This is a genomic window from Halobacillus mangrovi, from assembly GCF_002097535.1.
GTDB lineage: Bacteria > Bacillota > Bacilli > Bacillales > Halobacillaceae > Halobacillus > Halobacillus mangrovi_A.
In genome coordinates, this window is the sequence record NZ_CP020772.1 from 3,074,981 (window position 1) to 3,099,996 (window position 25,016).

At 41.7% G+C, this 25,016-nt stretch carries 28 protein-coding genes; 14 read left to right on the forward strand and 14 right to left on the reverse strand.

The genetic code is table 11. The annotated features are described in order from the left end of the window. Positions 1 to 148: 148 nt before the first annotated feature. Positions 149 to 1,027 (forward strand): cation diffusion facilitator family transporter, encoded by an 879-nt coding sequence (locus HM131_RS15320; RefSeq protein WP_085030596.1) that lies wholly within the window; start codon positions 149 to 151, stop codon positions 1,025 to 1,027. 768 nt (positions 1,028 to 1,795) lie between these two features. On the opposite strand, the gene HM131_RS15325 is transcribed toward HM131_RS15320, so the two are convergent. The 4 genes from HM131_RS15325 to HM131_RS15340 form a co-directional block, all read right to left on the reverse strand. Next, a complete protein-coding gene (locus HM131_RS15325) occupies positions 1,796 to 2,329 on the reverse strand; it encodes a GNAT family N-acetyltransferase (protein WP_085030597.1) in 534 nt (177 codons plus the stop codon). Between the two features lie 83 nt (positions 2,330 to 2,412). After that, positions 2,413 to 2,853, reverse strand: coding sequence for a hypothetical protein (locus tag HM131_RS15330; protein ID WP_085030598.1), 441 nt, complete (start codon positions 2,851 to 2,853; stop codon positions 2,413 to 2,415). Positions 2,854 to 2,914: 61 nt separating this feature from the next. Continuing rightward, the gene (locus HM131_RS15335) at positions 2,915 to 3,208 is read right to left on the reverse strand and encodes an AzlD domain-containing protein (protein WP_085030599.1); all 294 of its coding nucleotides are present in this window, start codon (positions 3,206 to 3,208) and stop codon (positions 2,915 to 2,917) included. Further along, a complete protein-coding gene (locus HM131_RS15340) occupies positions 3,205 to 3,894 on the reverse strand; it encodes an AzlC family ABC transporter permease (protein WP_085032044.1) in 690 nt (229 codons plus the stop codon). The genes HM131_RS15335 and HM131_RS15340 overlap by 4 nt, the downstream gene beginning before the upstream one ends. A 435-nt stretch (positions 3,895 to 4,329) precedes the next feature. Here HM131_RS15340 and nhaC point away from each other — a divergent pair, with 435 nt between their 5' ends. Then, positions 4,330 to 5,742, forward strand: a complete 1,413-nt coding sequence (gene nhaC, locus HM131_RS15345) for a Na+/H+ antiporter NhaC (protein WP_085030600.1) — start codon at positions 4,330 to 4,332, stop codon at positions 5,740 to 5,742. 35 nt (positions 5,743 to 5,777) lie between these two features. Here nhaC and HM131_RS15350 read toward each other — a convergent pair whose 3' ends face one another. Then, a complete protein-coding gene (locus HM131_RS15350) occupies positions 5,778 to 6,302 on the reverse strand; it encodes a GNAT family N-acetyltransferase (RefSeq protein ID WP_085030601.1) in 525 nt (174 codons plus the stop codon). 72 nt (positions 6,303 to 6,374) lie between these two features. On the opposite strand from HM131_RS15350, the gene HM131_RS15355 reads away from it, so the two are divergent. After that, positions 6,375 to 7,208, forward strand: coding sequence for an MBL fold metallo-hydrolase (locus HM131_RS15355; protein WP_085030602.1), 834 nt, complete (start codon positions 6,375 to 6,377; stop codon positions 7,206 to 7,208). Positions 7,209 to 7,224: 16 nt separating this feature from the next. Here HM131_RS15355 and HM131_RS15360 read toward each other — a convergent pair whose 3' ends face one another. After that, a complete protein-coding gene (locus HM131_RS15360) occupies positions 7,225 to 8,004 on the reverse strand; it encodes a cobalamin-binding protein (RefSeq protein ID WP_085030603.1) in 780 nt (259 codons plus the stop codon). A gap of 96 nt (positions 8,005 to 8,100) precedes the next feature. Here HM131_RS15360 and HM131_RS15365 point away from each other — a divergent pair, with 96 nt between their 5' ends. The 3 genes from HM131_RS15365 to HM131_RS15375 all read left to right on the forward strand — a co-directional run bounded on the left by HM131_RS15365 (position 8,101) and on the right by HM131_RS15375 (position 10,181). After that, positions 8,101 to 8,925 (forward strand): alpha/beta hydrolase, encoded by an 825-nt coding sequence (locus HM131_RS15365; RefSeq protein ID WP_085030604.1) that lies wholly within the window; start codon positions 8,101 to 8,103, stop codon positions 8,923 to 8,925. Between the two features lie 19 nt (positions 8,926 to 8,944). After that, positions 8,945 to 9,802, forward strand: a complete 858-nt coding sequence (locus HM131_RS15370; protein WP_085030605.1) for a hypothetical protein — start codon at positions 8,945 to 8,947, stop codon at positions 9,800 to 9,802. 181 nt (positions 9,803 to 9,983) lie between these two features. Beyond that, positions 9,984 to 10,181 (forward strand): cold-shock protein, encoded by a 198-nt coding sequence (locus HM131_RS15375; protein ID WP_035510016.1) that lies wholly within the window; start codon positions 9,984 to 9,986, stop codon positions 10,179 to 10,181. 812 nt (positions 10,182 to 10,993) lie between these two features. Here the strand turns inward: HM131_RS15375 and map are convergent. Both map and HM131_RS15385 read right to left on the reverse strand, forming a co-directional pair. Continuing rightward, on the reverse strand, positions 10,994 to 11,746 hold the full coding sequence (map, locus tag HM131_RS15380) for a type I methionyl aminopeptidase (RefSeq protein ID WP_085030606.1): 753 nt from the start codon (positions 11,744 to 11,746) through the stop codon (positions 10,994 to 10,996). 89 nt (positions 11,747 to 11,835) lie between these two features. Next, entirely contained in the window at positions 11,836 to 12,393 is a 558-nt protein-coding gene (locus tag HM131_RS15385; protein WP_085032046.1) for a sugar O-acetyltransferase, read from the reverse strand. A gap of 87 nt (positions 12,394 to 12,480) precedes the next feature. On the opposite strand from HM131_RS15385, the gene HM131_RS15390 reads away from it, so the two are divergent. The 3 genes from HM131_RS15390 to HM131_RS15400 are packed head-to-tail and all read left to right on the forward strand — an operon-like array spanning position 12,481 to position 15,403. Continuing rightward, positions 12,481 to 12,987, forward strand: a complete 507-nt coding sequence (locus HM131_RS15390; RefSeq protein WP_085030607.1) for a GNAT family N-acetyltransferase — start codon at positions 12,481 to 12,483, stop codon at positions 12,985 to 12,987. Positions 12,988 to 13,047: 60 nt separating this feature from the next. Next, a complete protein-coding gene (locus tag HM131_RS15395; RefSeq protein ID WP_085030608.1) occupies positions 13,048 to 13,770 on the forward strand; it encodes an ABC transporter ATP-binding protein in 723 nt (240 codons plus the stop codon). Then, positions 13,763 to 15,403: a putative ABC transporter permease subunit gene (locus HM131_RS15400; protein ID WP_085030609.1), complete on the forward strand. Its 1,641-nt coding sequence runs from the start codon at positions 13,763 to 13,765 to the stop codon at positions 15,401 to 15,403. Before HM131_RS15395 ends, HM131_RS15400 begins: the two co-directional genes overlap by 8 nt. A gap of 72 nt (positions 15,404 to 15,475) precedes the next feature. Here HM131_RS15400 and HM131_RS15405 read toward each other — a convergent pair whose 3' ends face one another. Beyond that, positions 15,476 to 15,682 carry a zinc ribbon domain-containing protein gene (locus HM131_RS15405; RefSeq protein WP_085030610.1) on the reverse strand — a complete coding sequence of 69 codons (207 nt, stop codon included), beginning with the start codon at positions 15,680 to 15,682 and terminating at the stop codon, positions 15,476 to 15,478. 97 nt (positions 15,683 to 15,779) lie between these two features. Further along, complete coding sequence (locus tag HM131_RS15410) at positions 15,780 to 16,199, reverse strand: universal stress protein (RefSeq protein ID WP_085030611.1); 420 nt, start codon at positions 16,197 to 16,199, stop codon at positions 15,780 to 15,782. A gap of 283 nt (positions 16,200 to 16,482) precedes the next feature. Between HM131_RS15410 and HM131_RS15415 the strand changes: the two genes are divergently transcribed. Next, positions 16,483 to 17,955, forward strand: a complete 1,473-nt coding sequence (locus HM131_RS15415) for a SulP family inorganic anion transporter (RefSeq protein ID WP_232324801.1) — start codon at positions 16,483 to 16,485, stop codon at positions 17,953 to 17,955. A 73-nt stretch (positions 17,956 to 18,028) separates the two neighbouring features. On the opposite strand, the gene HM131_RS15420 is transcribed toward HM131_RS15415, so the two are convergent. Then, complete coding sequence (locus tag HM131_RS15420) at positions 18,029 to 18,628, reverse strand: GNAT family N-acetyltransferase (protein ID WP_085030613.1); 600 nt, start codon at positions 18,626 to 18,628, stop codon at positions 18,029 to 18,031. 48 nt (positions 18,629 to 18,676) lie between these two features. Continuing rightward, on the reverse strand, positions 18,677 to 18,949 hold the full coding sequence (locus HM131_RS15425) for a hypothetical protein (RefSeq protein WP_085030614.1): 273 nt from the start codon (positions 18,947 to 18,949) through the stop codon (positions 18,677 to 18,679). Positions 18,950 to 19,139: 190 nt separating this feature from the next. On the opposite strand from HM131_RS15425, the gene HM131_RS15430 reads away from it, so the two are divergent. Beyond that, a complete protein-coding gene (locus tag HM131_RS15430; RefSeq protein WP_085030615.1) occupies positions 19,140 to 20,000 on the forward strand; it encodes a DMT family transporter in 861 nt (286 codons plus the stop codon). Positions 20,001 to 20,030: 30 nt separating this feature from the next. Here HM131_RS15430 and abc-f read toward each other — a convergent pair whose 3' ends face one another. Next, complete coding sequence (abc-f, locus tag HM131_RS15435; protein ID WP_198162647.1) at positions 20,031 to 21,608, reverse strand: ribosomal protection-like ABC-F family protein; 1,578 nt, start codon at positions 21,606 to 21,608, stop codon at positions 20,031 to 20,033. Between the two features lie 278 nt (positions 21,609 to 21,886). Between abc-f and HM131_RS15440 the strand changes: the two genes are divergently transcribed. After that, complete coding sequence (locus HM131_RS15440; protein ID WP_085030617.1) at positions 21,887 to 22,420, forward strand: dihydrofolate reductase family protein; 534 nt, start codon at positions 21,887 to 21,889, stop codon at positions 22,418 to 22,420. Beyond that, the gene (locus HM131_RS15445) at positions 22,417 to 23,040 is read left to right on the forward strand and encodes a class I SAM-dependent methyltransferase (RefSeq protein ID WP_157130843.1); all 624 of its coding nucleotides are present in this window, start codon (positions 22,417 to 22,419) and stop codon (positions 23,038 to 23,040) included. The genes HM131_RS15440 and HM131_RS15445 overlap by 4 nt, the downstream gene beginning before the upstream one ends. A 642-nt stretch (positions 23,041 to 23,682) precedes the next feature. On the opposite strand, the gene HM131_RS15450 is transcribed toward HM131_RS15445, so the two are convergent. Next, positions 23,683 to 23,862, reverse strand: a complete 180-nt coding sequence (locus tag HM131_RS15450; RefSeq protein WP_085030618.1) for a hypothetical protein — start codon at positions 23,860 to 23,862, stop codon at positions 23,683 to 23,685. Positions 23,863 to 23,977: 115 nt separating this feature from the next. Here HM131_RS15450 and HM131_RS15455 point away from each other — a divergent pair, with 115 nt between their 5' ends. Continuing rightward, complete coding sequence (locus HM131_RS15455; protein ID WP_085030619.1) at positions 23,978 to 24,958, forward strand: S66 family peptidase; 981 nt, start codon at positions 23,978 to 23,980, stop codon at positions 24,956 to 24,958. Positions 24,959 to 25,016 lie beyond the last annotated feature (58 nt).

Consider the following 25,016-nt stretch of genomic DNA (forward strand, 5'->3'; position numbering starts at 1 on the left):
CATTTGGTCAAGATTATTTGAATAAGGGCAAAGATCATAACCATACTCAAGCTATCTGTACAGGGAAAGCTTTTTTTCTCTAGACTCAACAGGATATCCTTTGGTAAGCTATATCAAGCTTTTACAAGAAAACTCGGAGGTTCGTCACATGAGTGAATATGAAAATTTAAAGATGGGTGAAAAAGGGGCTTGGGTTAGTATCGTCGCCTATTTAGCATTAGCCGCTACGAAACTGATCATTGCTCACTACGGTCACTCTGAAGCACTAAGAGCTGATGGGTTGAACAATACAACCGATGTTATCGCCTCTATTGCCGTGCTGGTCGGACTAAAAATCTCCAGAAAACCACCTGACGAAGATCATCATTATGGCCATTTTCGTGCTGAAACGATCGCCTCTCTTGTTGCGGCCTTCATTATGATGACAGTAGGAATTGAAGTCATTATCGGCACTGTACAAGACATCATCAACCAGCGCACCAATGAACCCTCCATTCTGACAGCCTGGACAGCACTAGCTGCCGCTCTAATTATGTTTGCGGTTTACCGGTATAATCTAAGACTATCAAAGAAGGTAAATAGTAAAGCTCTATATGCTGCAGCCCAAGATAACCGTTCGGATGCTTTAGTAAGTATAGGTGCTGCGATTGGTATTTTCGGAGCTCAATTCGGTGTGTTTTGGTTAGATCCCTTAGCTGGTCTGATTGTGGGGTTAATCATTTGTAAAACGGCCTGGGATATATTTAAAGATGCCACACATAGTTTGACAGATGGTTTTGATGAAGAAGAAATTGAAAGCATCCGAGGGACTATTGCTGCTCATTCTGATGTTTGGGCAGTCATTGATGTAAAAGGACGCCTGCAAGGGAATCAAACATTGGTAGAAGCAACGATTCATGTGAATCCTGATATTACGATTCAACAAGGGCATGAAATCACGGATGAAGTAGAGGATCTTCTGGAAAAGGAACACGGAATCTCGTATGCACACATTCATATCGAACCATACGAAAGCGGAGAATCATGAACCTCCTCCTACCAAAGCCTAGTTATTCTGAAGACTCAGTCTTGAGATTCTATTGGGTCCGTTTAGGAAAAGGGATAGGGCTGGCGGGTAAGCGACTCGGCCAGCTTCATCGCCCAGACACTCGCGTCATAAGCAGATCATCAACGGAATAAAAAAGCATATTCCTTTTGATGGTCTGCTTATGCGAGTCGTGTCTACCGGGGCGATTCCGCATTTGAACACTTTTCTGCGGGGGAACTGGCAAGCCTCCTTAGTCGCTGCGCTCCCTGTGGGGTCTTGCCTAGAACCTTCTCCCACGGGAGTCTCGCCGTTCCCCCTCCACCCTACCCATTCAGAGATGAACGGACCCCTCTACGGTCAGCATGAGTATTTAGAATCTGCGACGTTCTAGGTTGGGAGGTTTCCGTTGAAGTGGACAGAAGAAGGAGGTCCGGGAAATGGTTCGCTTTCCGTGGGAGTCCGGTGAGCTTCCTCAGGCTCCACCTTGCGGGATCTCACCATGCACTCTATTCCCACAGGAGTCTCGCCATTTCCCGAACCTCCTTACGATAATTTGGAAGAAAGGAAACGCGCTGGAAGGGGTCGACACCTTTACTTTCTTTTCATAATGAAGATACGCTGCAGAACCTTTTGATAGACCTACTTCCTTTTCCAGACCATTCTTTTGTAAGAATACCTCTATTTAAAATAAGCAAACGGTAGAATGAACATGAGAAAAGGGAAACGATGAGCTGAAGTCTCACCGTTTCCCTTTTTATTGAAAACAAATCATGAAGTTGTCTGAGTTAATTGATCGATATTCTTCCATCCGTAAGCCGTTTCCTCATAGGTCCCTTGACCAATCGTCACTTTTTCCGCTTCAACCGGATGGGCGCCCATTTTTGAATAAAATTGACTTGAAGGGTTGTTTGTCAGAACCCAAACAAGAAGAGACTGATACCCAGCTTCTTTCATCTTTTTTGAGAAGGATTCAAGAAGCTTTCTTCCGTATCCTTTCCCTTGAAATTCGTCGAGCAGGTAAATAGCATACACTTCTCCATCATAGTTATAACTTTTCGTACGTTCTTTTCCACCTGAAACAAAACCGACGACTTCCTTTTCTTCATTCTCTATGACTAATGCAATTTGTCCGTTTACAGGCTTTCTCAATACGGTTTCCCATAGAGCCATCCGATTTTCCAGAGTGATATTCCCCAAATCTCTCTCATCAATCAAATCTTTGTATGTAGACTTCCAACTGCATAAATGGATATTCGCAATGGTTTCGGCATCTTCAAAGCGTGCTTCTCTGACTTCAGGCATAACTCCTCTTCCCTTCTGTAGCATCTTCTATAGTTATTTTAACAGAAAAGATGGCACCCCGCTTGTGGCACCATCTATTTCTTCTAACATTGAAAACTTGAAATCAGACTTGTGTCTAATCCTGTATAAACCCATTGTCTCCGTCTACGCTGCCATCGATAACCAGCCACTGACGTTCTTCCTATGAACATAGGGTAGAACCAGAATGACCGTCCATTCTCTAGTCTCACCCAGGTGTATCTGTACAAACATCCAAATAGAGAGCCAGGGTCAACAGCATATGCGCTTGGTCCCTGCGATTGAGGCGGCACTAATGGCGGTGGAGGAAGTTGACCTCCTTGAGGTCCTCCAAATGGAGGCGGTCCTCCTGGGGGTCCTCCCTGACCTGGGCCTGGTCCCTGCCCTGGACCTCCACCTATGAATCCGCCCAATCCCTGACCCGGGCCTCCACCAAACCCGCCTCCTGGTCCTTGACCAGGTCCACCAAAGAACTGGCCAAAAGGAAAGCCTTGTTGTCGATGCATAACGATCAATTCCTTTCTCGGAAGTATCCCTATACGATATGCACCTAATAGGCAGGTGTGCTTATAAAGTAAGAAGAAAGACGGAAAGGATTGCTCCTATAACAACAAAAATAATATGAATGTTAAGCCATGCTAATAATACGGCAACAAGCCCAGCAATCACCCCAATTTGTGGTGCATCCGGCTTCACTGACATAACTCCTGGAAAAATCAGTGCTCCAAGCGCCGCATATGGAATTGCATTCAACCATCGATCGACCCACGGAGGAAAATGAATAAAATCTACGATGAAGGCGGGTAAAAAACGAGGCACAGCGGTCACAATTGCCATTCCGATAATCATCCAAATCATCATTGTTCTTCCTCCTCACCTCTTAAGATCCATATGCCGCTAAACCCGCCTGCAACTGTACCGATAACAATCGCCCAGCCTTGGTTCATACCAAATGACTGACATACGTAATTGACAGCCATCGCTGCAATCGCAATGAATGCGATCCTGTAATGCTTTTTCACAGACGGTACAAGCAGGCCGATAAACATCGCATATAAGGCTACACCCATACTCTCGCTCAATCGAGGAGGCATGATATCACCGAGTATCCCTCCTGCGAATGAACCTCCTACCCAGGACACATAAGCCGTTAAAATAAGAGCTGTATAAAAGTAAGCACCATAATCTTCTTTTGCCTCTTTCCTGTAGAGTGCTGATACGGTGAACGTTTCGTCCGTAAGTCCAAGTGTGAGGGGAAGTTTAGCACGTAAAGCAATATTTTTTAATCGATTGACAAAAGATAGACTCATAACAAAATGGCGGAAATTCAACACAAAGGTGGCGATGATAATTTCACCCATCCCCGTTCCTGCAGCGACCATTCCAACTGCGAGAAACTGTGCAGCCCCTGCAAAAACAAGCACGCTCATTAGCGTCAATTCAACTGTAGTCATTCCGGATTGATTGGCTAAAACTCCGTAAGTCAGCGCAATAGGAAAATACCCCAGCATGATAGGAAAACCTGCCATTACTCCTCGTTTGACCATATGTAAACGACCTTCGGAATTCGTTTGATTTATCACATGTGTCTGCACACGTCTCCCCTCCTGTTTATAAAATTTACACTATTATACACAATTCAGGAGTAAAATGAGAAGTATAGAGAATTAGTATAAAAGGATTGACAATTTACCGCTCTTTCTCTTATCATAGAGTTACTTCAACACATAAAAGCGTTTAAGTAGAAAAGAATAGATAACCGTATCCTGAATACCGCAGTAAAAGGCTATCTGGCAGTAGAAGAGACAGAGTGGATGGTGAAAACTCTGGCCGTAAGTCTTTGAATTACAGTATTCGTTTTATAGTGATACACCAATGAAGTGGGTAAATTCGATTACCAACAAGGGTGGTACCGCGGAGCTTAAGCTTCGTCCCTAGCTTTTAGGGGCGAAGCTTTATTTATGGTATAAGGAGGAACTGCAATGCTGCATCTACAGCCAAAAAAACTACCTGGCGTTATCGAAGCAAGTCTTTTATTAGTTATTACGATTGGAATCATAAGCTATTTTATTATAGAAATCCAAAGCGTTCCACATGTTCCTATTTTATTAGGAATACTACTCATGATTGGCTACGGATTCTTCAAAAGAATGTCATTCAAAGACTTACAATATGGAATGGTACAAGGAGCTCAGACAGGGATGGGAGCTGTTCTCTTATTCTTCTTAATCGGGATCCTCATCTCAAGTTGGATGGCCAGTGGGACGATTCCTGTCTTGATGGATGCTGCCTTTTCATTAGCTGGTGGTCCTTGGTTCCTGGCTATTACATTTGCAGTTACTGCCATTGTGGGTGTTGCGTTAGGAAGTTCATTTACAACCGCAGCCACTGTTGGAGTAGCTTTGATAGGCGTTGCTCAATCAATGGATGTTTCTCTTGCGATGACAGCTGGAGCCATCGTATCTGGAGCTTTCTTCGGTGATAAGATGTCACCATTATCTGATACAACCAACTTAGCTTCTACTGTCGTTGATGTAGATTTATTCGATCATATAAAAAACATGTCCTGGACCACTGTTCCCGCCTTTATCATTACATTTATTTTATTCATCATCCTTTCTCCACAGCAGAGTGCAGAAAGTGAACAGCTATCGAATTTTCAAAACGGGCTGGCAGAAGCAGGTTTAATTCACTGGAGTTCTTGGCTCCCTCTACTTGTTCTTGTAGGATTAACGGTAGCAAAAAAGCCTGCTTTTATATCTCTTGCTGCCAGCAGCATCATCGCTACGTTAATCGCAGGATTGAGAGGAGTTCTTGGCTGGGGAGCTCTGTGGGGTACTTGGTTTGACGGATTTACTGCTGAGACAAGCAGTGATGTAGTCAACGACCTACTCACACGAGGCGGCATGAACAGTATGCTCTTTACCGTATCTCTTGTTATTTTGGCACTAGCTCTTGGAGGTCTTTTCTTCATTACAGGTGTCATCCCTGCTATACTTCAAAAAGTCCAGCACGGATTGAAATCCGTAAGGTCAGCGACCTTATCTACGGCATTCACAGCTATAGGAATTAACATTGCCATTGGTGAACAGTACTTGTCCATCCTGCTTACAGGAGAGGCCTATCAGGATATTTATAAAAAAGCCAATTTAGCGAGGAAAAACCTATCCAGAACCTTAGAGGACGCTGGAACTGTCATTAATCCGCTCGTACCATGGAGTGTATGTGGCGTCTTTCTTTCCGGAGTACTTGGGGTACCGGTACTTGATTATTTGCCTTTCGCTTTCTTTTGTCTATTAAGTCCGATCCTTACGATTCTTTTCGGTATCACAGGAAAAACCTTGACTCCGAATTCTTCAGAACAAAACAAACCATTGAAAAAAGTAGTGAATTAACGATCGAAAGGGAGTCTTTTTCAGAAGACTCCCTTTTAAATTGATAATTGCTCTCGCAGCTCCGTTATACTTGGCCACCCAAATCCCAATAATCGATAATCAATACCGCTTAACTCCATCGTATCTTCCGCTATTTTTTTACCCTCCAACCGTTTATAAAAGTCTTTCGAATGGTTAGCCTCTAATACCCAAACGAGCAAAGAGGTGTACCCTCTGACCTCCATCTCAGTTGAAAGATAAGATAAAAGAAGCTTTCCATGGCCCCTATTTTGAAAAGCTTCTAATAAGTATATGGCATAAAGTTCTCCATCGTACTCCTTCATTCTCCCTCTTTCCACACCGCCGCTTGCATAGCCGACAATCACCTCATTCACCTCTGCTACATAGATGATTTCATTCTTACCGCTGATTTTGTCCCTCCACTTTTCGGCTCTTTTTTGGATAGTCATCTTTTCAAGAAAATCATCAGAAACTATTCCTTTGTATGTGCTTCTCCAAGCATTAACGCTTACCTTTGCAATACCCAGGGCATCGTCTAGTCGCGCCTTACGAACGTGCATTTTAAATCCTCTCCCCTTTTCTGTATAGAACGATGATCTCCATCCAAACTATGAAAAAAGAAGGTGATCACCGTGGATAAGTATGAGCATGAAGTTGATACGAATGAGGATTGGCATATGGGCCATGCAGAACCTGAACAAGTCCTTGATGATATAGCTTTTTATAGAACGTTAATTGTCAACGTAGTTTTTGTCGGAAAAGAAGGATCAAAAGACTGGGTGCTTGTTGACTGTGGAATTGGTCATTATGCAAACCGAATTATTGAAGCAGCATCCAAACGGTTTGGGGACCATCCTCCGAAAGCCATTATATTGACTCACGGTCATTTCGATCATGTCGGGTCGGCGAGAAAATTGGCTGACCATTGGGATGTACCCATCTATATTCACCCGATGGAAATGGATTATGTTACAGGGAAAAGAGATTATCCGGTCGGTGACGCGACCGTTGGGGGCGGATTGTTTGCCCTAATGTCACCCTTTTTTCCAACAGACCCTGTAAACTTGAGTAAATATATTCATCCGATTCCTCAGGACGGGAAGCTTCCTTTTTTAGAGGGATGGAGAGTCATCCACACTCCTGGTCATACTCCAGGTCACATATCCTTGTTCAGAGACAAGGATCGGACATTGCTTGCAGGAGATGCCATCATTACAGTCAAACAAGAGTCAAGTATGGCGGTTTTCATCCAGCATCAACATGTTCATGGACCACCAGCCTACTTCACTCACAATTGGCAGGAAGCTGAAAAATCTGTGAAGAAATTAGCCTCTCTTAATCCAAAAGTTGCGTTAACAGGACATGGGCTGCCAATGGATGATGAACTATTAGCTAAGCAGCTAAGCGATCTAGCAAGTAACTTCAAGGAACTTGCTGTCCCAAAACATCAAAATAAGCTCCACTAAATTTAGAAGGCAGGCTTTACGCTTGCCTTCCTTTTTCGAGAACTGATTTAAGCTTCCTTAAACCTTCCAGTAACCGGGGGCTTGGCCTGCAAAATAACGACTCCTCCAGCACATGAATGCGGTTATTTTTAACAGCCTCCATTTCCATCCACCCCGGCCTTTTTTTCAGAAGGTCAGGATTCATCTTGTCTTCTTTCACCCCTACCCACACCATGCATATATGATCCGGGTTTCGCTTTCTCACCTCTTCCCAATCCGTTTGAACACTAGCTTCCGATTCCGACTCAAATACATTGCTAGCCCCAGCAAGCTCACTTATTTCAGTCAGCCAATTAGACTTTCCAGGAGTAAAAATCGGCTTTGGCCACCATTCCCAATAGAGTGAGGGCTTGTGTTCTATTTTTTGGGCCATTGTACGGAACTCCTCTATTTCTCTTAAGAATTCATCCGCTTTTTTATTTCCTTCTTTTTCTATATGGAGTTCTTTTCCAACTCTCCTAATATCATCAGCTATCTCATATAAATGGTTTGCGTTTAATATAATGTAAGGCAAGCCTGTCTCTTTCAATCCTTCAATATTTTTTTCCATCCCAGGTACAGAAAGACTCGCCAATACAAGATCCGGTTTGAGGTTTGCCACTTTTTCCATGTCTATCGATAAATCAGGCCCGAGTTTTGGCAATTGCTTCACTTGATCAGGATAATCAGAATAATTGTCGACACCAACCAACATGTCTGTTTGACCAAGATAAGCTACAATTTCAGTGTTACTGGGACAAATCGACACGATCCTCACAAATCCACCCCTTTTTTCAGAATGATCAGATGTTTCAATTTCTTCCATTATAGCTTATATTTGAAGTAGGGAAAATGACGAAAGGGATGAGAGAAAATGACCACCATGCTGCTTGATACAACTAAAGGAATCGTTGAATTTACATATAAAGGAATCGGTCCTACAGTCCTTCTACTCAAAGGTGGGCATTCAACACGGGATACCGATTTGTCTCACAGCAGTCTCATTTATGAAGGTTTTTCATTACTAACCGTTTCACGCCCAGGCTATGACTATACGGAGGTTTCTACCGGAAAAACCCCGGAAGATTTCGCTGATACAATCGTTGAAATCCTTGATCATTTAGAGATTGAATTGGTCAGCGTCATTGCTATATCAGCAGCAGGACCAACCGCTCTCGCTCTGGCTACCCGCCATCCGGATAGAGTTTCGAAGATCGTAATGGAAGCTGCCATGACAGCTCCGTGGGAGGAGAATATGAAACAAAGAGCCAAGCTCCTCTTTGGCCCTGCTGAGCGTATGGTGTGGGGCAGTTTGCGTAAAATGCTTAAACTATTTCCTGACCTTGTCATGAAACAACTTCTGTCCGAAATGACGACAGAGAATGCAGAAGAATATCTCGAGAGTCTATCCCCAAATGACCGGCGGTTCGTCTATGACATGCTGGCAACATCCCAATCTGGTAAAGGATTTTCTCTCGACCTGGATCACTCTGTTTCAGATATCAGTCATGTGCAAGCCCCTATTCTAGGCATGTATTCACAAAAAGACAAAAGTGTTCAATACACGAATGCCCTATTGCTTAAGTCGCTAGCCCCTCATTGCGAAATTTATGAGGTTAATGCAGATAGTCATTTGATATGGATTGGAAAAGGTGCTCGTGAAGTATGGGATAAACGCTTGGAATTTTTACATCAATAACAATCCGAGGAGGATCAGCATGGACGATTTAAAATGCAAACAGATGCTGGATAGATTTCTGACGTTTTATGATAACGCCTCCCTTGAAAATGCAAGTCCTGAACGCCGGTTTGAGTTATGGAAACATTATTATGGTTTTACTTTCGTCCCTCCTGGCTACAAGAAAGATCAACTTGCTCGTGAGATGCTGGATTATGCTTGGGATAAATATTCCCTCGTTTATGAAAAGATCAAATACTTCGAACCCGATCCAATCAACCTAAGTGAATTGCTGACGAAGGTTAAACAGATGTTGCATGTGACAAAGCCGATAGATTTGACGGTTCTATATTTTGTTGGAACTTTTGAAACGGAACCATTCATCCAACAAGAGAATGAGCGTTACACGCTTTGCTTTCCTGTAGAAGTAGACTGGAGTGATTACAAGATTGTCCAGGAATTGACAAGGGTTGTTCACTGTGTCAAATCAGGCCTTGCTCCAAGTCACACTAGAACCCTGGCTCAGCTTATTTTCCAAGAAGGCCTTGCTCTTCACACAACCCAGCAATTGAAGGCTTCGGAAGAGAACGCTGAAATTGAGCTTCTTTGGAAACATGAAAAGTGCAGCAAAGAACCGAATCGGATCATGATGAATCTCATCCCACATTTGAAAAGAACCGATTATGAAGCCTTGTACTCCTTCACAAAAGGTACAGGGGCTTCCGGTTATGAAAAAGAAGCCAATTATGCAGGATGGATCTTGATGCAGCATTTATTGGATCAAGGGAATAGTTTGAATGACTTAGCTGCGATCCCGAAAGAAAACGTTGATAAATTTGTCGAGAAATCTCTATATTTGTTGTTAAATAGAGCATATCTCACTCAACCTCAAGATTAGAAAACTTTTTTGGGCTTAGGGTATCTTTTGTTTTTTTCATCTGTTATACTATGGTTAATTATTGTTGTTCGTTGAGATTCAGAAAGATAAAGTGTTTTACAGCATGTCGTCTTGATTGAATTGAAGAGCAAGAATAGTAATACAATGTGGAATATCGTTTCCACGCAGGAGGTAATTGTACATGGTTGAAGGTACAGTAAAATGGTTTAACGCAGAAAAAGGATTTGGATTCATCGAAGTAGAAGGTCAAGACGACGTATTCGTTCACTTCTCCGCGATCCAAGAAGAAGGATTCAAATCTCTTGAAGAAGGTCAAGTTGTAACTTTCGAAATCGAAGAAGGACAACGTGGACCACAAGCTGCTAACGTTCAAAAATAAGAACTTAGCTTAAACCGAAGACAAGCCCCGATTTCAATTCAAGAAATTGAAATCGGGGCTTTCTTTGTTTTCAGAGTCACAAATCTCTTAGATCCCTATTTAACTATTTAGCAGTTATCCGGAAGGCTTGAATTCAAGATAATATGAGTTTGGAAGTTTCCGTTACGATAAATAGATGCAGTAGGTCCGGGAAATGGCTCGCTTTCCGCGGGGCATGCGCAGAGCCTCCTCGAGCTAATCGCTCTCCGGGGTCTCACCGGACCTCCTTCCGATTGTTTGAAGTAACGGAAACATAAAATGGAGAAGTTACGTCGGAAAAGCTTATCCGCCATCAAGAAGTCCAGACACAAAATTTTAAAGAGCTCAATTGGTCAGAATCATTCTATACACCAGTATTTTAGCCTGGATATTAGCGAAATCGGTGTAAATATCGTCAAATGCCAATATATTAGTCCAGTAACGCACTTAACTCATATCTATTCGATATACTTAATGGGCTCTAATTTGGATAAGAGCTTTTCCATTCCAATTGAATGGGTCTGTTCATCACAGAATAGATGGGTTGTCCGTAAAACGACGAGACTCCCGCGGGTGAAGGAGCTAGGCGAGACCCCACAGGGAGCGCAGCGAACGAGGAGGCTTGCCAGTTCCCCCGCAGGAAAGCGAGTTGTTTTCCGGACAGCCCTACCACTTATCACGAAAAGGACCCGAGAAAGTTTCGAAACCGAGTATTCAGGAATAGGAGACTATTGTAGAAGTTTTATTCTATACATAAAAAAAGCCAGGCAAGAATTCATGCCTGGCTGCTTATCTTAGTCATCTTGTTCTGTAAGGATAATCGGACCGTCTTTTGTAATCGCAACAGTATGCTCGTATTGAGCAGATAGCGAACCGTCTGTCGTCCGTGCTGTCCAATTATTCTCATCCATTCGACTTCCCCAGTCACCGATGTTCAGCATCGGTTCAATGGTTATGACCATACCTTCTTTCAAGCGAGCTCCTTTTCCAGGTGCTCCAAAGTGAGGAATATAAGGGTCTTCGTGAATTGATTCACCGATGCCGTGCCCTGTGAAGTCACGCACCACGGCATACCCTTCCCCTTCTGCATAAGACTGAATGGCATGACCGATATCTCCAATTCGATTCCCTGGCACCGCCTGTTCAATCCCTTTATATAAGGAAGTTTTCGTTACATCCATTAACCGTTGAGCTTCTTCACTCACTTCACCAACCGCGTGAGTCCATGCCGAGTCAGCTAATGCACCGTTCAAGTTAACAACCATATCGATTGTAACAATGTCTCCCTCTTTTAATTTCTCATCACGAGGAAAGCCGTGACAGATCTCATCGTTGATTGAAGCACATGTGGTGAACTCATACCCTTGGTAGCCTTTTTGTTCTCCAGTTGCTCCTCTTTCTGCTAGATACTTCTCAACGAAGTTTTCTATTTCCATAGTGGTAACTCCGGGCTTGATAAAAGTTCTTAGTTCTTTATGCACATTAGCCAGCAATTTACCCGCTTCATGCATCAGTTCGATTTCTCGTTGACTTTTTCTCTTGATCATTATTTCAATCCTTCCTTATTTTCTTTTACGTATATGCAAGCATCCTCTAGTATGATAACGAAAAATTCGTCGTACGACCACCCATAGCCTTAATCCACTTCCCGAATGATCTTAGCAGGATTTCCTCCGACGAAAACGTTCGGAGGTATATCCTTCGTCACAACAGCACCGGAACCGATGATCACATTATCTCCAATCGTAACACCTGGATTGATGACCGAATGACCGCCGATCCAGACATCATCACCAATGGTAATCGGTTTTCCAGATTCAAGTCCACTCGCTCTTGTCTCTCTATCCATAGGATGAGTCGCCGTGTAGAGCTGAACGTTGGGACCCACTAAGACTCTTTTCCCTATTCGTATCGGGCAAACATCAAGAAATACGCAGTTAAAGTTAGCGAAAAACCCTTCACCTACATGGATGTTGTACCCATAATCACAGTAAAATGGGGGTTCCAATCCTATTTCTCCTTCAATCGTTCCAAACAGATCATAGATAAGCTGCTTTCGGTAATGATCCTCCGTATCCTTTGTCTGGTTAAGGGAAAAAGTGATCTGACGAGCACGGGAACGCTCATGGGTCAGTTCTTCATCCCACGATTTATATAGTTCACCTGCTAACATTTTTTCTTTTTCTGTCATGATTTCCACCTACTTATTCATGAGATTCATCTTTCTTTACTTTATCATAGAATTTCGCTAGTCTAAGGACAACTCAAGGAGGGGATGGGTATGCAAACACGTTTATTGAATGGAAAAGATGCAAAAAATTACTATGAATTACGTTTAGAAGCATTACTGACGAATCCAGATGCTTTTATAACAACCTACGAGCAGGAAAAACAGAGACCGAACCCGATTGAAACGACAGCGGAAAGGCTGGAATCGAAATCCTCAAGAACAATTGGATTATTTGAGGAGGAAAGCCTGCAAGGTGTCCTTACCATTGTAAAAGAATCCCATCCTAAGTTTTCCCACAAAGCGAACCTCGTAGCCATGTACGTATCACCGGCCAGCCGGAGAAAAGGTGGAGCTAAACGCCTAGTCCAGGAAGCCATCAATACAGCAAGGGCTCTAAACCTCGAAGTCCTTCATTTAAGTGTGGTTACAGATAACCATCCTGCCAAAAATCTTTATACAAGTATGGGTTTTCAATCATATGGAATAGAGCGAAAGGCGATCAAACTTCCAAACCGATATTTAGATGAAGAACATATGGAACTCTTCTTAGATGAATGAAACATTTTAAAGATTCATACGTAACTTCTATAGAAGAGTATTTGGCAAAGGATGGATATTATGATTGAACTGAACGGAATCTCGAAAAGCTTTCCAGGAAAAAAAGCTGTCCAGGATCTGAGTTTAAACGTGCCAAGTGGTAAAATTTTTGGATTTCTAGGGCCAAATGGAGCGGGTAAGTCTACCACGATTAAAATGATGACAGGCATTCTCCCGATTGATAAAGGCTCCATTATTATGAATGGCGTGGATATCACTAAGGAACCCATGAAAGCAAAGCACTTATTTGGATATGTCCCGGATCGTTCTGATATTTTCCTACGCTTAAAAGGAATCGAATATTTGAACTTTATTGGTGATGTATTTCAAGTTCCTTTAGAGACTAGAAAAGAAAAGATAGAACAATTAACAAAGAGTTTTGGCATTTACGATGCGCTTAATGATCATATTCAAACCTATTCTCATGGAATGAGGCAGAAAATCGTTGTCAGCGGCGTTCTGTTGCACGATCCAGATGTATGGATTCTAGATGAACCTCTTTCTGGACTAGATCCAAAATCCTCTTATACGTTAAAGGAAATGATGCGCGAGCACGCCTCACGAGGGAAGACTGTCTTTTTCTCTACCCACGTATTGGAAGTTGTCGAACAGCTATGTGATGAAGTAGCGATTATCAACAACGGTCAAGTCCAATTCCAAGGTAATATGAAGGAAATGAAACAGCAATTTAAAGAAGATGATAATCTCGAGCGTTTGTTCCTGGAGTTGACTCAAAATGAGTAAAGCTTGGAAACTTATTAAAGTCATGGTTAAAATGCAGCTCTCCATGGCTGGAAAGAGCACAAGCGAAAAAGTCGGCTATTTCTTTTTGGCTCTTGTTTTAATTCCATTCGGTTTAATGATTTTATACTCGTTAAACGGCCTTATAGGTGCTTTATATGAACCTCTTGCTTCTACAGGAAACGAAAACGTTATATTAGGGTTATTCTTCGTTTTTATGGTGTTCATTTTCTTGTTTGTCAGTATTGGATCTGTTTTAAGCTCTTTTTATTTTGCTGAAGATGTCGAGTCCTTCATTGCTCTTCCCTTTCAGCCTTATCAAATCGTTATAGGTAAATCTGCCGTCCCTTTCTTATCGCTTTATGGAATAAATACGCTCATCCTGTTACCTACCCTGGTTTTCTATGGTATTCATAGTTCAGCGGGAATTCTCTATTATCTGTTCGCAGGGTTATTGTGGCTGCTGACTCCAATTATTCCATTTGTACTTGTATCCATCTTTATTATGTTTTTGATGCGATTCGCTAATCTCTCAAAAAATAAAGACCGGACGAAAATACTCGTTGGTTTATTAGGATTCGGATTCGCAATCGGAATCAATGTTCTCGTTCGATTAGATTCTGGAGATGCGAATGCCAATTTGACTCAACTTCTCACAGAACAAAACGGACTACTTGAATTGGCTACAAAATTTTTCCCAACTGCCTATTTTAGTTCTATTGCCCTGACTCAGCCCGGCACCGTTACGGGGGTCCTTTATTTATTGCTGATGATCGCCTTATCAGTGGTGAGCATCATTGTATTTCTTACGAGTGGACAAAAAATCTACTTTAAAGGAGTATTAGGGCTTACCGGGGGCAAAAGAAGTACCTTTAAAGAAGAACAGGTTATGAAGAACACGAAACAACGATCCGTTTTGTATAGTTTGTGGATGAAAGAAATGAGAATTATATTTCGAACTCCTACTTTTTTCACGCAAATTGTTGTTCAAAGTCTCTTCTTTCCTGTATTTCTTATTATCATTATCCTATTGGACACGAATGGATCAGTCAGCAGTTTTGGAGGGATGATGGATCAATTCGAAGGGAAAACATTAATTCTTGCTATGTTCGGTTTCACCGTACTTGCATTAGGTATAAATCCTGCTTCTATTTCTTCTATCTCAAGAGATGGCAAGAGCTGGTTCAATCATCTTTATTTGCCTGTCTCTGCAAAAACCGTACTATTAAGCAAACTTTTAGCTGCTTACGCTCTCAACCTGCTTTCTCTGATTTTGATTGGAGCCGCAGCTTTGTGGATCATCCAAGTCCCCATCCAACTTTGCATCATTTGGTTATTCCTGTCTTTAGTAACGAGCTGGGTAACGAGTATCATCGGCCTCTTGATCGATCTCTATCAACCGAAGTTGAATTGGACCGACGAACGGGAAGTATTCAAAGGCCGATTTATCGGGCTTTTGGCGATTGCTATAGAAGCTGTCGTGTTTGGATCCGCTATCCTTGCCCTCTGGAACATGGGGCTAAACGGATTATGGACGATCTCAAGTATTTTATTAGCTCTTTTGATCCTAATAACGATCGCTTGTCATTTGATCCTGAATAGACTGATTGCACATAAATATTTTACGATTTCTTAAATAACCTAATCTTCATGAATAAAGATCGTTGAAAGAGTTGCCACTCTCAACGATCTTTTATGTTTTCACTCATTATCCTCCAAAGAAGAAATCAAGAATATTGCTCGCCTTGGAAGCTTTTTGGTTGTAAAATTCCGAGTATCCGCAATTTTTACAAGACACGACCGTAAACTTATTATTTTGGACATCAAGCATTTTCGATAGCCCTGATCCCGTCATCGATACCTCTTTCTGATCGGCATCTGTACTTCCACATTTAATACAACCTTGTTCATTCATGAATGAATCTCCTCCCTTTCATTCTCTTCTACCCTGTTTCTTAGCGGTGTAATTACAATTTTGCACAAAAAAAGAAGCGAGCCTTTTCGCTCGCTTCCTATTTAACGATCATTACAGGGCAGTTTGCTCTTTTGGCTACTTTATGACTGACACTTCCAAGAACCATCTCTTGGAGTGTGTTCAGTCCCCTGCTTCCGATAATGACGATATCAAAATTTTCATCGTTCGCATAATTGACAATGGTAGGACCAGGTTCTCCATGTTTAATTTCCACACGAAAAGGAACTTGTTTTTCTTCAAGGATCTTTTCAACCGGCTCTAAACGCTCATGCCTGCGCTGATCAATCAATGATTTATCTCCTTCTGCTAGAACATCAGACTTCGATTGCTCTCCATCTACAACATAGACGATCGTCACTTCTCCATCCCCTTGCAGCAGAGCTAGCTCTGCTGCACGCTCAGCTGTTCTTAGAGAGTGCTCCGACCCATCTGCGGCTACTAAAATATGTCTATACATAAGATCCCCCTGTCTCACTAATCTCTGCTCATTTTATCATGTTCCCAGCCTTTTATGTAAATATTCTATTAATATTGTTCTTCAATGATAAAAAATCTCCATTATGGGATTTTGCATCCTATGAGAGCGAATGAGGATGTATATGGAAGTATGTGTCGAATTTATGCGCTTACATGAAGTTATGATTAATGGAGATTGAATGATATAATTTTTTCGTTCTTGCCGGATTAATAGCACTGTTATGGACAGTGCGTCTCAAAATTCTAAAGAAAGAGGTGCGCAATTGAACACACAAACAATTAAAAAACAATGGTTTGGAAACGTAAAAAACGATACGCTCTCAGGCTTGGTTGTCGCTATGGCACTCATCCCTGAGGCGATCGCTTTCTCTATCATCGCTGGAGTCGACCCCATGGTAGGATTGTACGCTTCCTTCTGTATCGCCGTTGTCATTGCTTTTATGGGTGGCCGTCCTGGAATGATTTCAGCCGCTACCGGAGCTATGGCAGTCCTTATGGTTACTCTTGTCAAAGATCATGGATTAGAGTATTTGCTTGCAGCTACAATCTTGACTGGTATTTTGCAGTTTATCTTAGGAACGCTTAAAATTGGGCAATTTATGAAGTTTATTCCGCGATCGGTTATGATCGGGTTTGTTAACGCTCTTGCTATTCTAATTTTTTCATCCCAGCTGGTCCACTTTGAAGGAGCAGGGTTGGCTATGTACGCTATGGTTGCAGGGTCACTTGCCATCATCTATATTCTCCCAAGGTTCACTAAAGCTGTCCCTTCTCCGCTCGTAGCCATAATTGTGATGACAATCATTGCAATAACTTCAGGCGCCGGTTTAAAGACAGTAGGAGATATGGGTGAACTTTCAAGTACACTACCTATCTTCCTAATTCCTGATATTCCATTGAACTTTGAAACCTTGCAAATTATATTTCCAATTTCCCTTGCTCTAGCTTTTGTCGGTCTATTAGAATCCCTGCTTACTGCTCAAATTGTTGATGACATGACAGATACTGTAAGTGATAAAAATAAAGAAGCGCGCGGCCAAGGAATGGCTAACGTTGTTTCCGGTTTGTTCGGAGGCATGGCTGGCTGTGCTATGATCGGACAATCTGTTATCAACGTATCTTCAGGAGGGCGAGGACGCCTTTCAACTTTAGTGGCTGGTATATTCATGATGCTATTGATTATCGTGTTTAACGACTTGCTCGTACAAATTCCAATGGCCGTTCTTGTTGGTGTCATGATTATGGTATCCATTGGTACATTTGACTGGAGTTCATTGACAAGGTTCAACCGAACCCCAATCTCTGATTCTGTTGTCATGGTTGTCACTGTAGCAACTGTTGTGAAAACACACGACCTATCCAAAGGTGTACTGGCCGGAGTCATTTTGAGTGCGATTTTCTTCGTAGCCAAGATTTCAAAAATTCATGTAGAAGAAGCCTATGAAAAGAGCACGATGAAAATGGTCTACAAAGTGAGCGGTCAAGTATTCTTCGCTTCCACCGATAACTTATTGAAGCATTTCGATTACTCTATTGAGGCTAAAAAAGTTGAAATCGACTTTACCAATGCTCATGTGTGGGATGATTCAGCAGTAGCTGCTATTGATAAACTTGTATTAAAATATAGAGAGAATGAGATCGACGTTCAGGTAGTAGGATTGAACAAAGACAGTTCACAGCTGGTCAAGCGCCTTGCTGTACACAACAAACCTAACGCATCTGTTTCTAATCACTAGAAACGGGTCGTTTGGCAGACTACTTCTTAAAAAAGGAGTGATTCCTTAATAGGAATCACTCCTTTTTGTTATTTCAAGCACTATCATTTTGATCATCCGTTAACCTATTTAATTGGCTATCCGTATTCACATATTTTTCATACCACTCTTCTCTCAGAATACTATAAACACAGGAGTCACGCCATTCACCCTTCACTAACAAATCCTGCCTAAGTACGCCCTCTTTTACCATTCCGATTTTCTCAAGAACTTTAATAGAGGCTTTGTTTTCTGGACTACAGGTTGCTGCAACCCTGTGAAGTTCGCACTTTTCAAAGCTATGTTTCATGATGAGTAAAGCTGCGTCCGTCGCCAATCCTTTACCCCAATGCCCCGAGTGAATGATGAAACCGATCTCACCTACTCCGTCCCAATCACGAATATTCATTTCAATATTGCCTACTATTTGATTTGATTCTTTTTCTACAATCGCAAACACATATCGACTGCGATGCCTTTTTTGTCTATCTCTCATCGCTTGATTTACGAAAAATTTGGAGTCGTCTTCATTGTTCGGACCCCATGGTTGAAATTTGCACGCTTCTTCATCGGAAGCAATTTCATGTAGAGGTGCCCAGTCGTCGGGAGCAATTTCTCTTAAGAAAATTCTCTCATTTTCTTCCAAAATTTCCATGTAAACCCCACCCTAAGTTTAAATTATGCAGTTTCAAGAATCTATGGGTTACTTATATTGGTGAAAGGTTTCGATCCATGTAAAAGGGGATTCTTTAACCATATAGGTCTTCACACCCTGGTTCGTGTGGAGGTACAGCAATCCAGATTCACCAGAGAATTTCTTAAATGAAACATCAAATATATTCTCCATTGAAATGGATTCCGAAGGTGTCACCACTTGATCTTCATACAAATCTATCGAGGAGTTCTCTTCTACATAGAATTGTTGATTGTCTTCAATGGTTCTTGTCTTCCAAACGATCGGTTGAGAACATAACAAAAAAACCGTTCCTCCTTTTCACATCTGTATATACTCCATTATACCTGATTTCCCATACACCTGTCTTCTTATGTCAACTATTGTTAGTTTTTATCAAAACTCTAACCTTTATGACTTTCTTTCCAATTCTATTTGTATTAGGATGGTAAAGGTGATTTTGCACAAGATAAGAACAACTGGAGGAACACTCATGAGCAATAGAAATAAAGGAATTATTCTACTATTAATATCAGCATTCGGTTTTTCAATGATGGCTGCACTCGTTAAGCTTTCCGGCGATCTTCCTACGGTACAGAAAACCTTATTCCGAAATCTTGTGTCTGCAATCATCGCATTTTGGTTTGTTATATATAATAAGGAACGGCTATTCGGAAAAAAAGAGAACCAGATCCTGCTGCTCTCACGGTCATCGCTTGGTACGATTGGAATGGTATTATTTTTCTATGCCATCGATAACCTCGTGTTGTCCGATGCAGATATGTTGAATAAGCTTAGCCCCTTCTTGCTAATTATATTTTCAGCTATATTCTTAAAAGAGAAGGCACGAACATACCAGATCGTATCCATCATCATCGCATTTGTTGGAACACTGTTTATTATTAAACCGGCTTTTTCTTTAGAGTTTATCCCATATATGGCCGGTGTATTTTCTGCGGTTTTTGCTGCAGGGGCCTATACACTCCTGCGTGTTTTAGGGGATAAAGAGAAATTTTACACCATTGTGTTTTACTTTTCATTTTTTACAACGATTACGCTTCTTCCGTTTACCATCGCCTTTTATGAACCGATGACGCTTAAGCAGTGGATTTACTTGCTCTCTGCTGGTGCATTCGCAACTTTAGGTCAATTCGGTTTAACCATTGCCTATAAATTCGCACCAGCAAGAGAAATATCTATATTCTTTTATTCCACAGTCGTGTACTCAGCTCTTATCAGTATCCTTCTATTTGGACAAGTGCCTGACCTATTAAGTGTACTCGGCTATATTACGATCTTCGGCGCTTCTTTTTACATGTTCCTCAGGAACAACAAGGAAGCGACCAATTTATAGAGAAAAGCGACCCAATTAGGGTCGCTTTTCTTATTTTTTCAGCTCCTGCAGTTTCTTCAAAACTTCCTGATATTCTCTTTCTAGTACCTGTTGATCATCACTTGAAGCCGGTATGCTCAAACGGCTGATTAACTCTGTCATTCTCGTTTCCAACGCCATACGATCATAGCTATCTTCATCAACAGTTTCCGATTTTTGACGACTTTCTTCCCACTCGTCCCACGTTCCCTCAAAAGCCACGATCTTTTGATCTTGAATCATCCATAAATGATCAGCCGTGCGAGAGACGAATGTACGGTCATGGGTAACAAACAATAAGCTACCAGGATATTCATTAACTAATTGTTCCAGCGCATCAATCGCCTCAGCATCCAGATGGTTTGTCGGTTCATCAAGGATAAGCAGCTGATGTTCGCTGACAAGTAATCGGGCTAATGCTAATTTAACGCGCTCTCCACCACTCAAAGCTGCGATTCGTTTATTCATATCGTCCTCAAAGAAACGCAGTCGTGCTAATACAATACGTACCTTTGACTCCTCGAGCCGGCTTTCTTGTTTAGCATACTCCAAAACCGTTACTTCCTCTGGCATCTCCTCTAACTTCTGATTAAAGTAGCCTATTGAAACTCCGTTTGGAAAAAGGTCGTTTTTCCTATCAAGCAACTCATTAATAAACGTTGATTTTCCTGCGCCATTACGACCGATCAGTGCTGTTTTTTTACCTGTCAATAAGGATAGACGATTAACATGGAAAAGGCGCTGGTTAGAGACCTTCACTTCAAAATCTTTTAGCTGAAGGAGAAAGCGGCCGCGATAAGGAGTGAAATGATCGAATTCCATTTTCACTTGATCCCATTCAAAAGGTTTCTCCACTTTTTGTAAACGGTCTAACCGCCTTTCAAGAGTTTTGCTAACTCTCTCCACTTTCTTCTGTTTACCTGCAGCTTTATTCTTTCCAAGCTGCCATTCAGAATTCCCCATTCGTTTCGGCGGCTTTCTCATTCCCTTTGATTGTGTACGTTTTTGCCGAATCCGGTCTTCCATCCGTCTTTTTTCTTTAATATATTTTTCATGCTCTTGATACTGCTGATCACGCTCTAATGCTTTTTGTTCTTCATAAAAAGAATAGGTGCCATTGTATTCTTTCAAATGGCTATCCTCAAGCTCCCAAATCTTATCACAAACTTGATCAAGCAGCATGCGGTCATGAGCGACAACAATCAGAGCACCTTGATGGCTTTTCAAGCGCTCTTCAAGTTTCTCAATATGATCCCAATCCAAATTATTGGTAGGTTCATCCAGGAACAACAGCTTGTTTTTACGCTCAAACAAATCCTCCAACTTGGCAAGCGTCTGCTCTCCCCCGCTCTTTCTCTCTGCCTTATTTGATTCATTCAACTGCTTCAACCATCCAAATGAAGCATGCCACTCGACTTGAGGAAGGACGTCAAGTTCACCCATTAAATAACGGATTAACAATGATTTTCCTTGACCATTTTTACCAACAAGCCCAATTCTTTCTCCCTCATGAATTGTCAACTCTTTAATATCCAACAGCTTTCGTGTACCAATGGAATAAGCAATATTTTGCGCCTTCATATAAAGCATAAAAAAACCTCCCTGTTCGCCCCAGAGAGGAATGGTCCTGTTCATAGCAAAATAACCCCATGTACGTCGTAAAGGGAGTAATCAAGCAATGAAGTCTACGGTCAAAGATAGACAGACCAATCCTGTATAACTGGAACGAGTAATGTGATATTTAGATACTCGCAGCAAACAGAATTAGTACTTCATTGCTTTAAACGTCAGTCCCTTCTTTTTCATCTAAATGTATTATATGATGAAAACGGTACCGTAAGCAAGAAAAAGATGGAAGGTGAAGGAAAATGGGCAAAGTGGTCTTATATATTGCACAAAGCTTAGACGGATATATAGCGAGAGAAAATGGTGACATTGACTGGCTATGGGACGATCGAGACTATGGGTACGATGATTTTATTAACACGATAGATACGGTCATTCTAGGAAGAAAAACTTATGAACAACTATTTGAATTGACTGATGAGTTTCCTTACCATTCAAAGGACGTTTACGTAGTCAGTGAAACAATGGAAGGACACGACGACTACGCAACATTTGTCCAGCCTGAGCAAATCACACCTCTTATTAACGTGTTAAGAACAGATCAAAACAAAAACATTTGGATCGTTGGCGGAAGTATGCTGATTGAGGATTTTATCCGGATGGGGTTGATCGATGAGTATCATATAGCTATTCAGCCTGTACTGATCGGCAGTGGAATAAGACTATTCAAATCTAATGAACATCAGGAGGAGCTAGATTTCATCGATTACCACCGGTTTGATGATGGAATGCTTATGCTCACCTACCGCCGCAAAGAAAAGGAGAGGAAAAATTGATTGAACAAAAATTAAAACAGCAATTAGCTGAAGCTTATAATGCACACTCTCTAAACAGAAATGAATCAGAGATACAAGACTGGAAGTTGTACGAACGCGCTTCCTTTTTGCATCGATTGACTCGTACATATAAGAAAAAATTACTTGAAATTGGCGCAGGGCCAGGTAAGGACAGCCTCTTTTTCCAAGAAGCAGGCTTACATGTCCAGGCTACAGACTTGTCCCCAGAAATGGTGGAACATTGTAGAGAAAAAGGACTTCAGGCAGAGGTGATGAGTTTCGATCAGCTTACTTTCCAAGAGGAGACATTTGACGCCGTGTGGGCGCTCAACTGTCTGCTTCATGTCCCTAAAGATCAACTTGAAGGTGTTTTGATGGGAATCAAACGGATTATGAAACCTGGCGGGCTGTTTTACATGGGGGTTTACGGAGGAATCGATCAAGAAGGTGTATGGGATAAGGATTTTCACCATCCGAAGCGATTCTTTTCCTTCTACAAGGATGAGTTTCTTGAAAGTATTTTAACGAAACATTTTCACCTGGAAGCTTTCCATAAAGTCCCACAGCCATCAGCCAAAAATGGACCGACGCATTTCCAAGGATTCATACTAAAAAAATGACTTTGCTCAATAAAATCGTCAAGCTTCCACTATTCACTCTTATACAATAGTAGCATAGTGGAAGACTTGCTTTGGAGATAACGTGAGTTTGGAAATTTCCGTTGCCATAGATAAAACTTGGAGGTCCGAGCAATCACTCGCTTTCCGTGGGCATGTGCTGAGCCTCCTCAGACTACGTCTTCCGGGGTCTCACCTATCATGTTCATCCCACAGGAGTCTCGCGATTGCTCGGACCTTCATCGTTTATGAGAAGGACGGAAACATCTTGATTTCAAGAATTTGAAACTTATTAATACACTTATAAGATATAAAAAGTCCTTCTATGACGCTGGTTTAAAACATGAATACAATGTATCTCCTGAATGCTGGAATCTTTAAATCTCCAGTGGGTCCGTTTTATAGCACAGATGGGTTGGCTGGAAAACGGTGAGACTCCCGCGGGAGAAGGGGCTAGGCGAGACCCCACAGAGAGCGCAGCGAACGAGGAGGCTTGCCAGTTCCCCCGCAGGAAAGCGAGCCGTTTACCAGCCAACCCTACCTCTTTTAACGTAACGGGCCCATGAAAGTCTCGCAACTAAATTTTTGGGATAAGAGGTTTAAAGAAGTTAGTATCTACTCATTAAAATAAAAGAAGGAAGCTGCTTAGTCGCAGCCTCCTCCGTCTCCGCCTCCACCATCGCCGCCAAAGAAACTCGAATTATCGTGAGTGTGGGGAGTATGATGAATATGAGAATAGTCGCCCCTATTTTCCCTGCTAGCTATCTTCACTATACCCAAAATCATAAACCCGACCAATACACCGATCATAATTAATCCTGTCATTGAGTTCACCTCTTACCCTTTTATACGAACGAACGACTGTAAAGTTTCAAAAAGGATAGACAAAAATCAGAAAAATTGATATATTATAATGATTTAATCGTAAAGGAGTGAGAGCATGCTCTTTCCAAATAAATTGGAAAAAGGGGATGAAATCAGGGTTATTTCTCCCGCTGAGAGTCTTTCCATGATCGCACAGGAGCAGAGAGAACTGGCTACTGAAAGGTTAGAAAATCTAGGCGTAAGCGTTAGCTACAGCCTCCATGCAGAAGCAGAGAAAATTGGGACATCGACTTCAATCGAAAAAAGGGTAGAAGATATCCATGAAGCATTTCGTGACTCTAATGTAAAAATGATTCTTACAACGATAGGGGGATTTGATAGTAATCAGCTTCTCCACTATATCGATTATGATTTAATCAAAAGAAACCCTAAAATCTTTTGCGGATTTTCAGATATTACTGTCCTTTCCAACGCTTTTTATAAGAAAACAGGGCTTGTAACCTATAGCGGTCCACACTTTTCAACGTTCGGGATGAAAAAAGGAATTCATTACACGTGGAAATACTTTGAAAAAATAATTACACAAGATTCCCCTGTTGCCATTTTACCTGCTGCAGATTGGAGTGACGATGAATGGTACTTGGATCAGGAAAATCGGACGTTCCATAAAAATGAAGGTTATGAAATCATTAATCAAGGAGAAGCGAGTGGCACCTCTCTAGGCGGCAATCTATGTACCCTTAATCTCCTTCAGGGAACGGAATACATGCCTTCACTGGATAACTCCATTCTTTTTCTAGAAGACGACGAAATGACGATCCCACAGACATTCGACAGGGATTTGCAGTCGCTTATTCATCAACCAGGCTTTGAAAAAGTGAAAGGTCTTGTGATTGGGCGGTTTCAGAAAGAGTCTAATATGTCCTTAGATCTTCTTAAGGAAATCATTCGATCAAAAAAAGAACTCCAACACATACCTGTCATTGCTCAGGCGAGCTTTGGACATACGACGCCTCAATTCACTTTTCCTATTGGAGGAACAGCAAGGATAAGAGCCCGGGACAATACCGCGGAAATTGAAATTATCAAACATTAATTAATGATTTTCAATAAAAAACAGGCTGTCAGTACTAAACTGACAGCCTGAACATAGG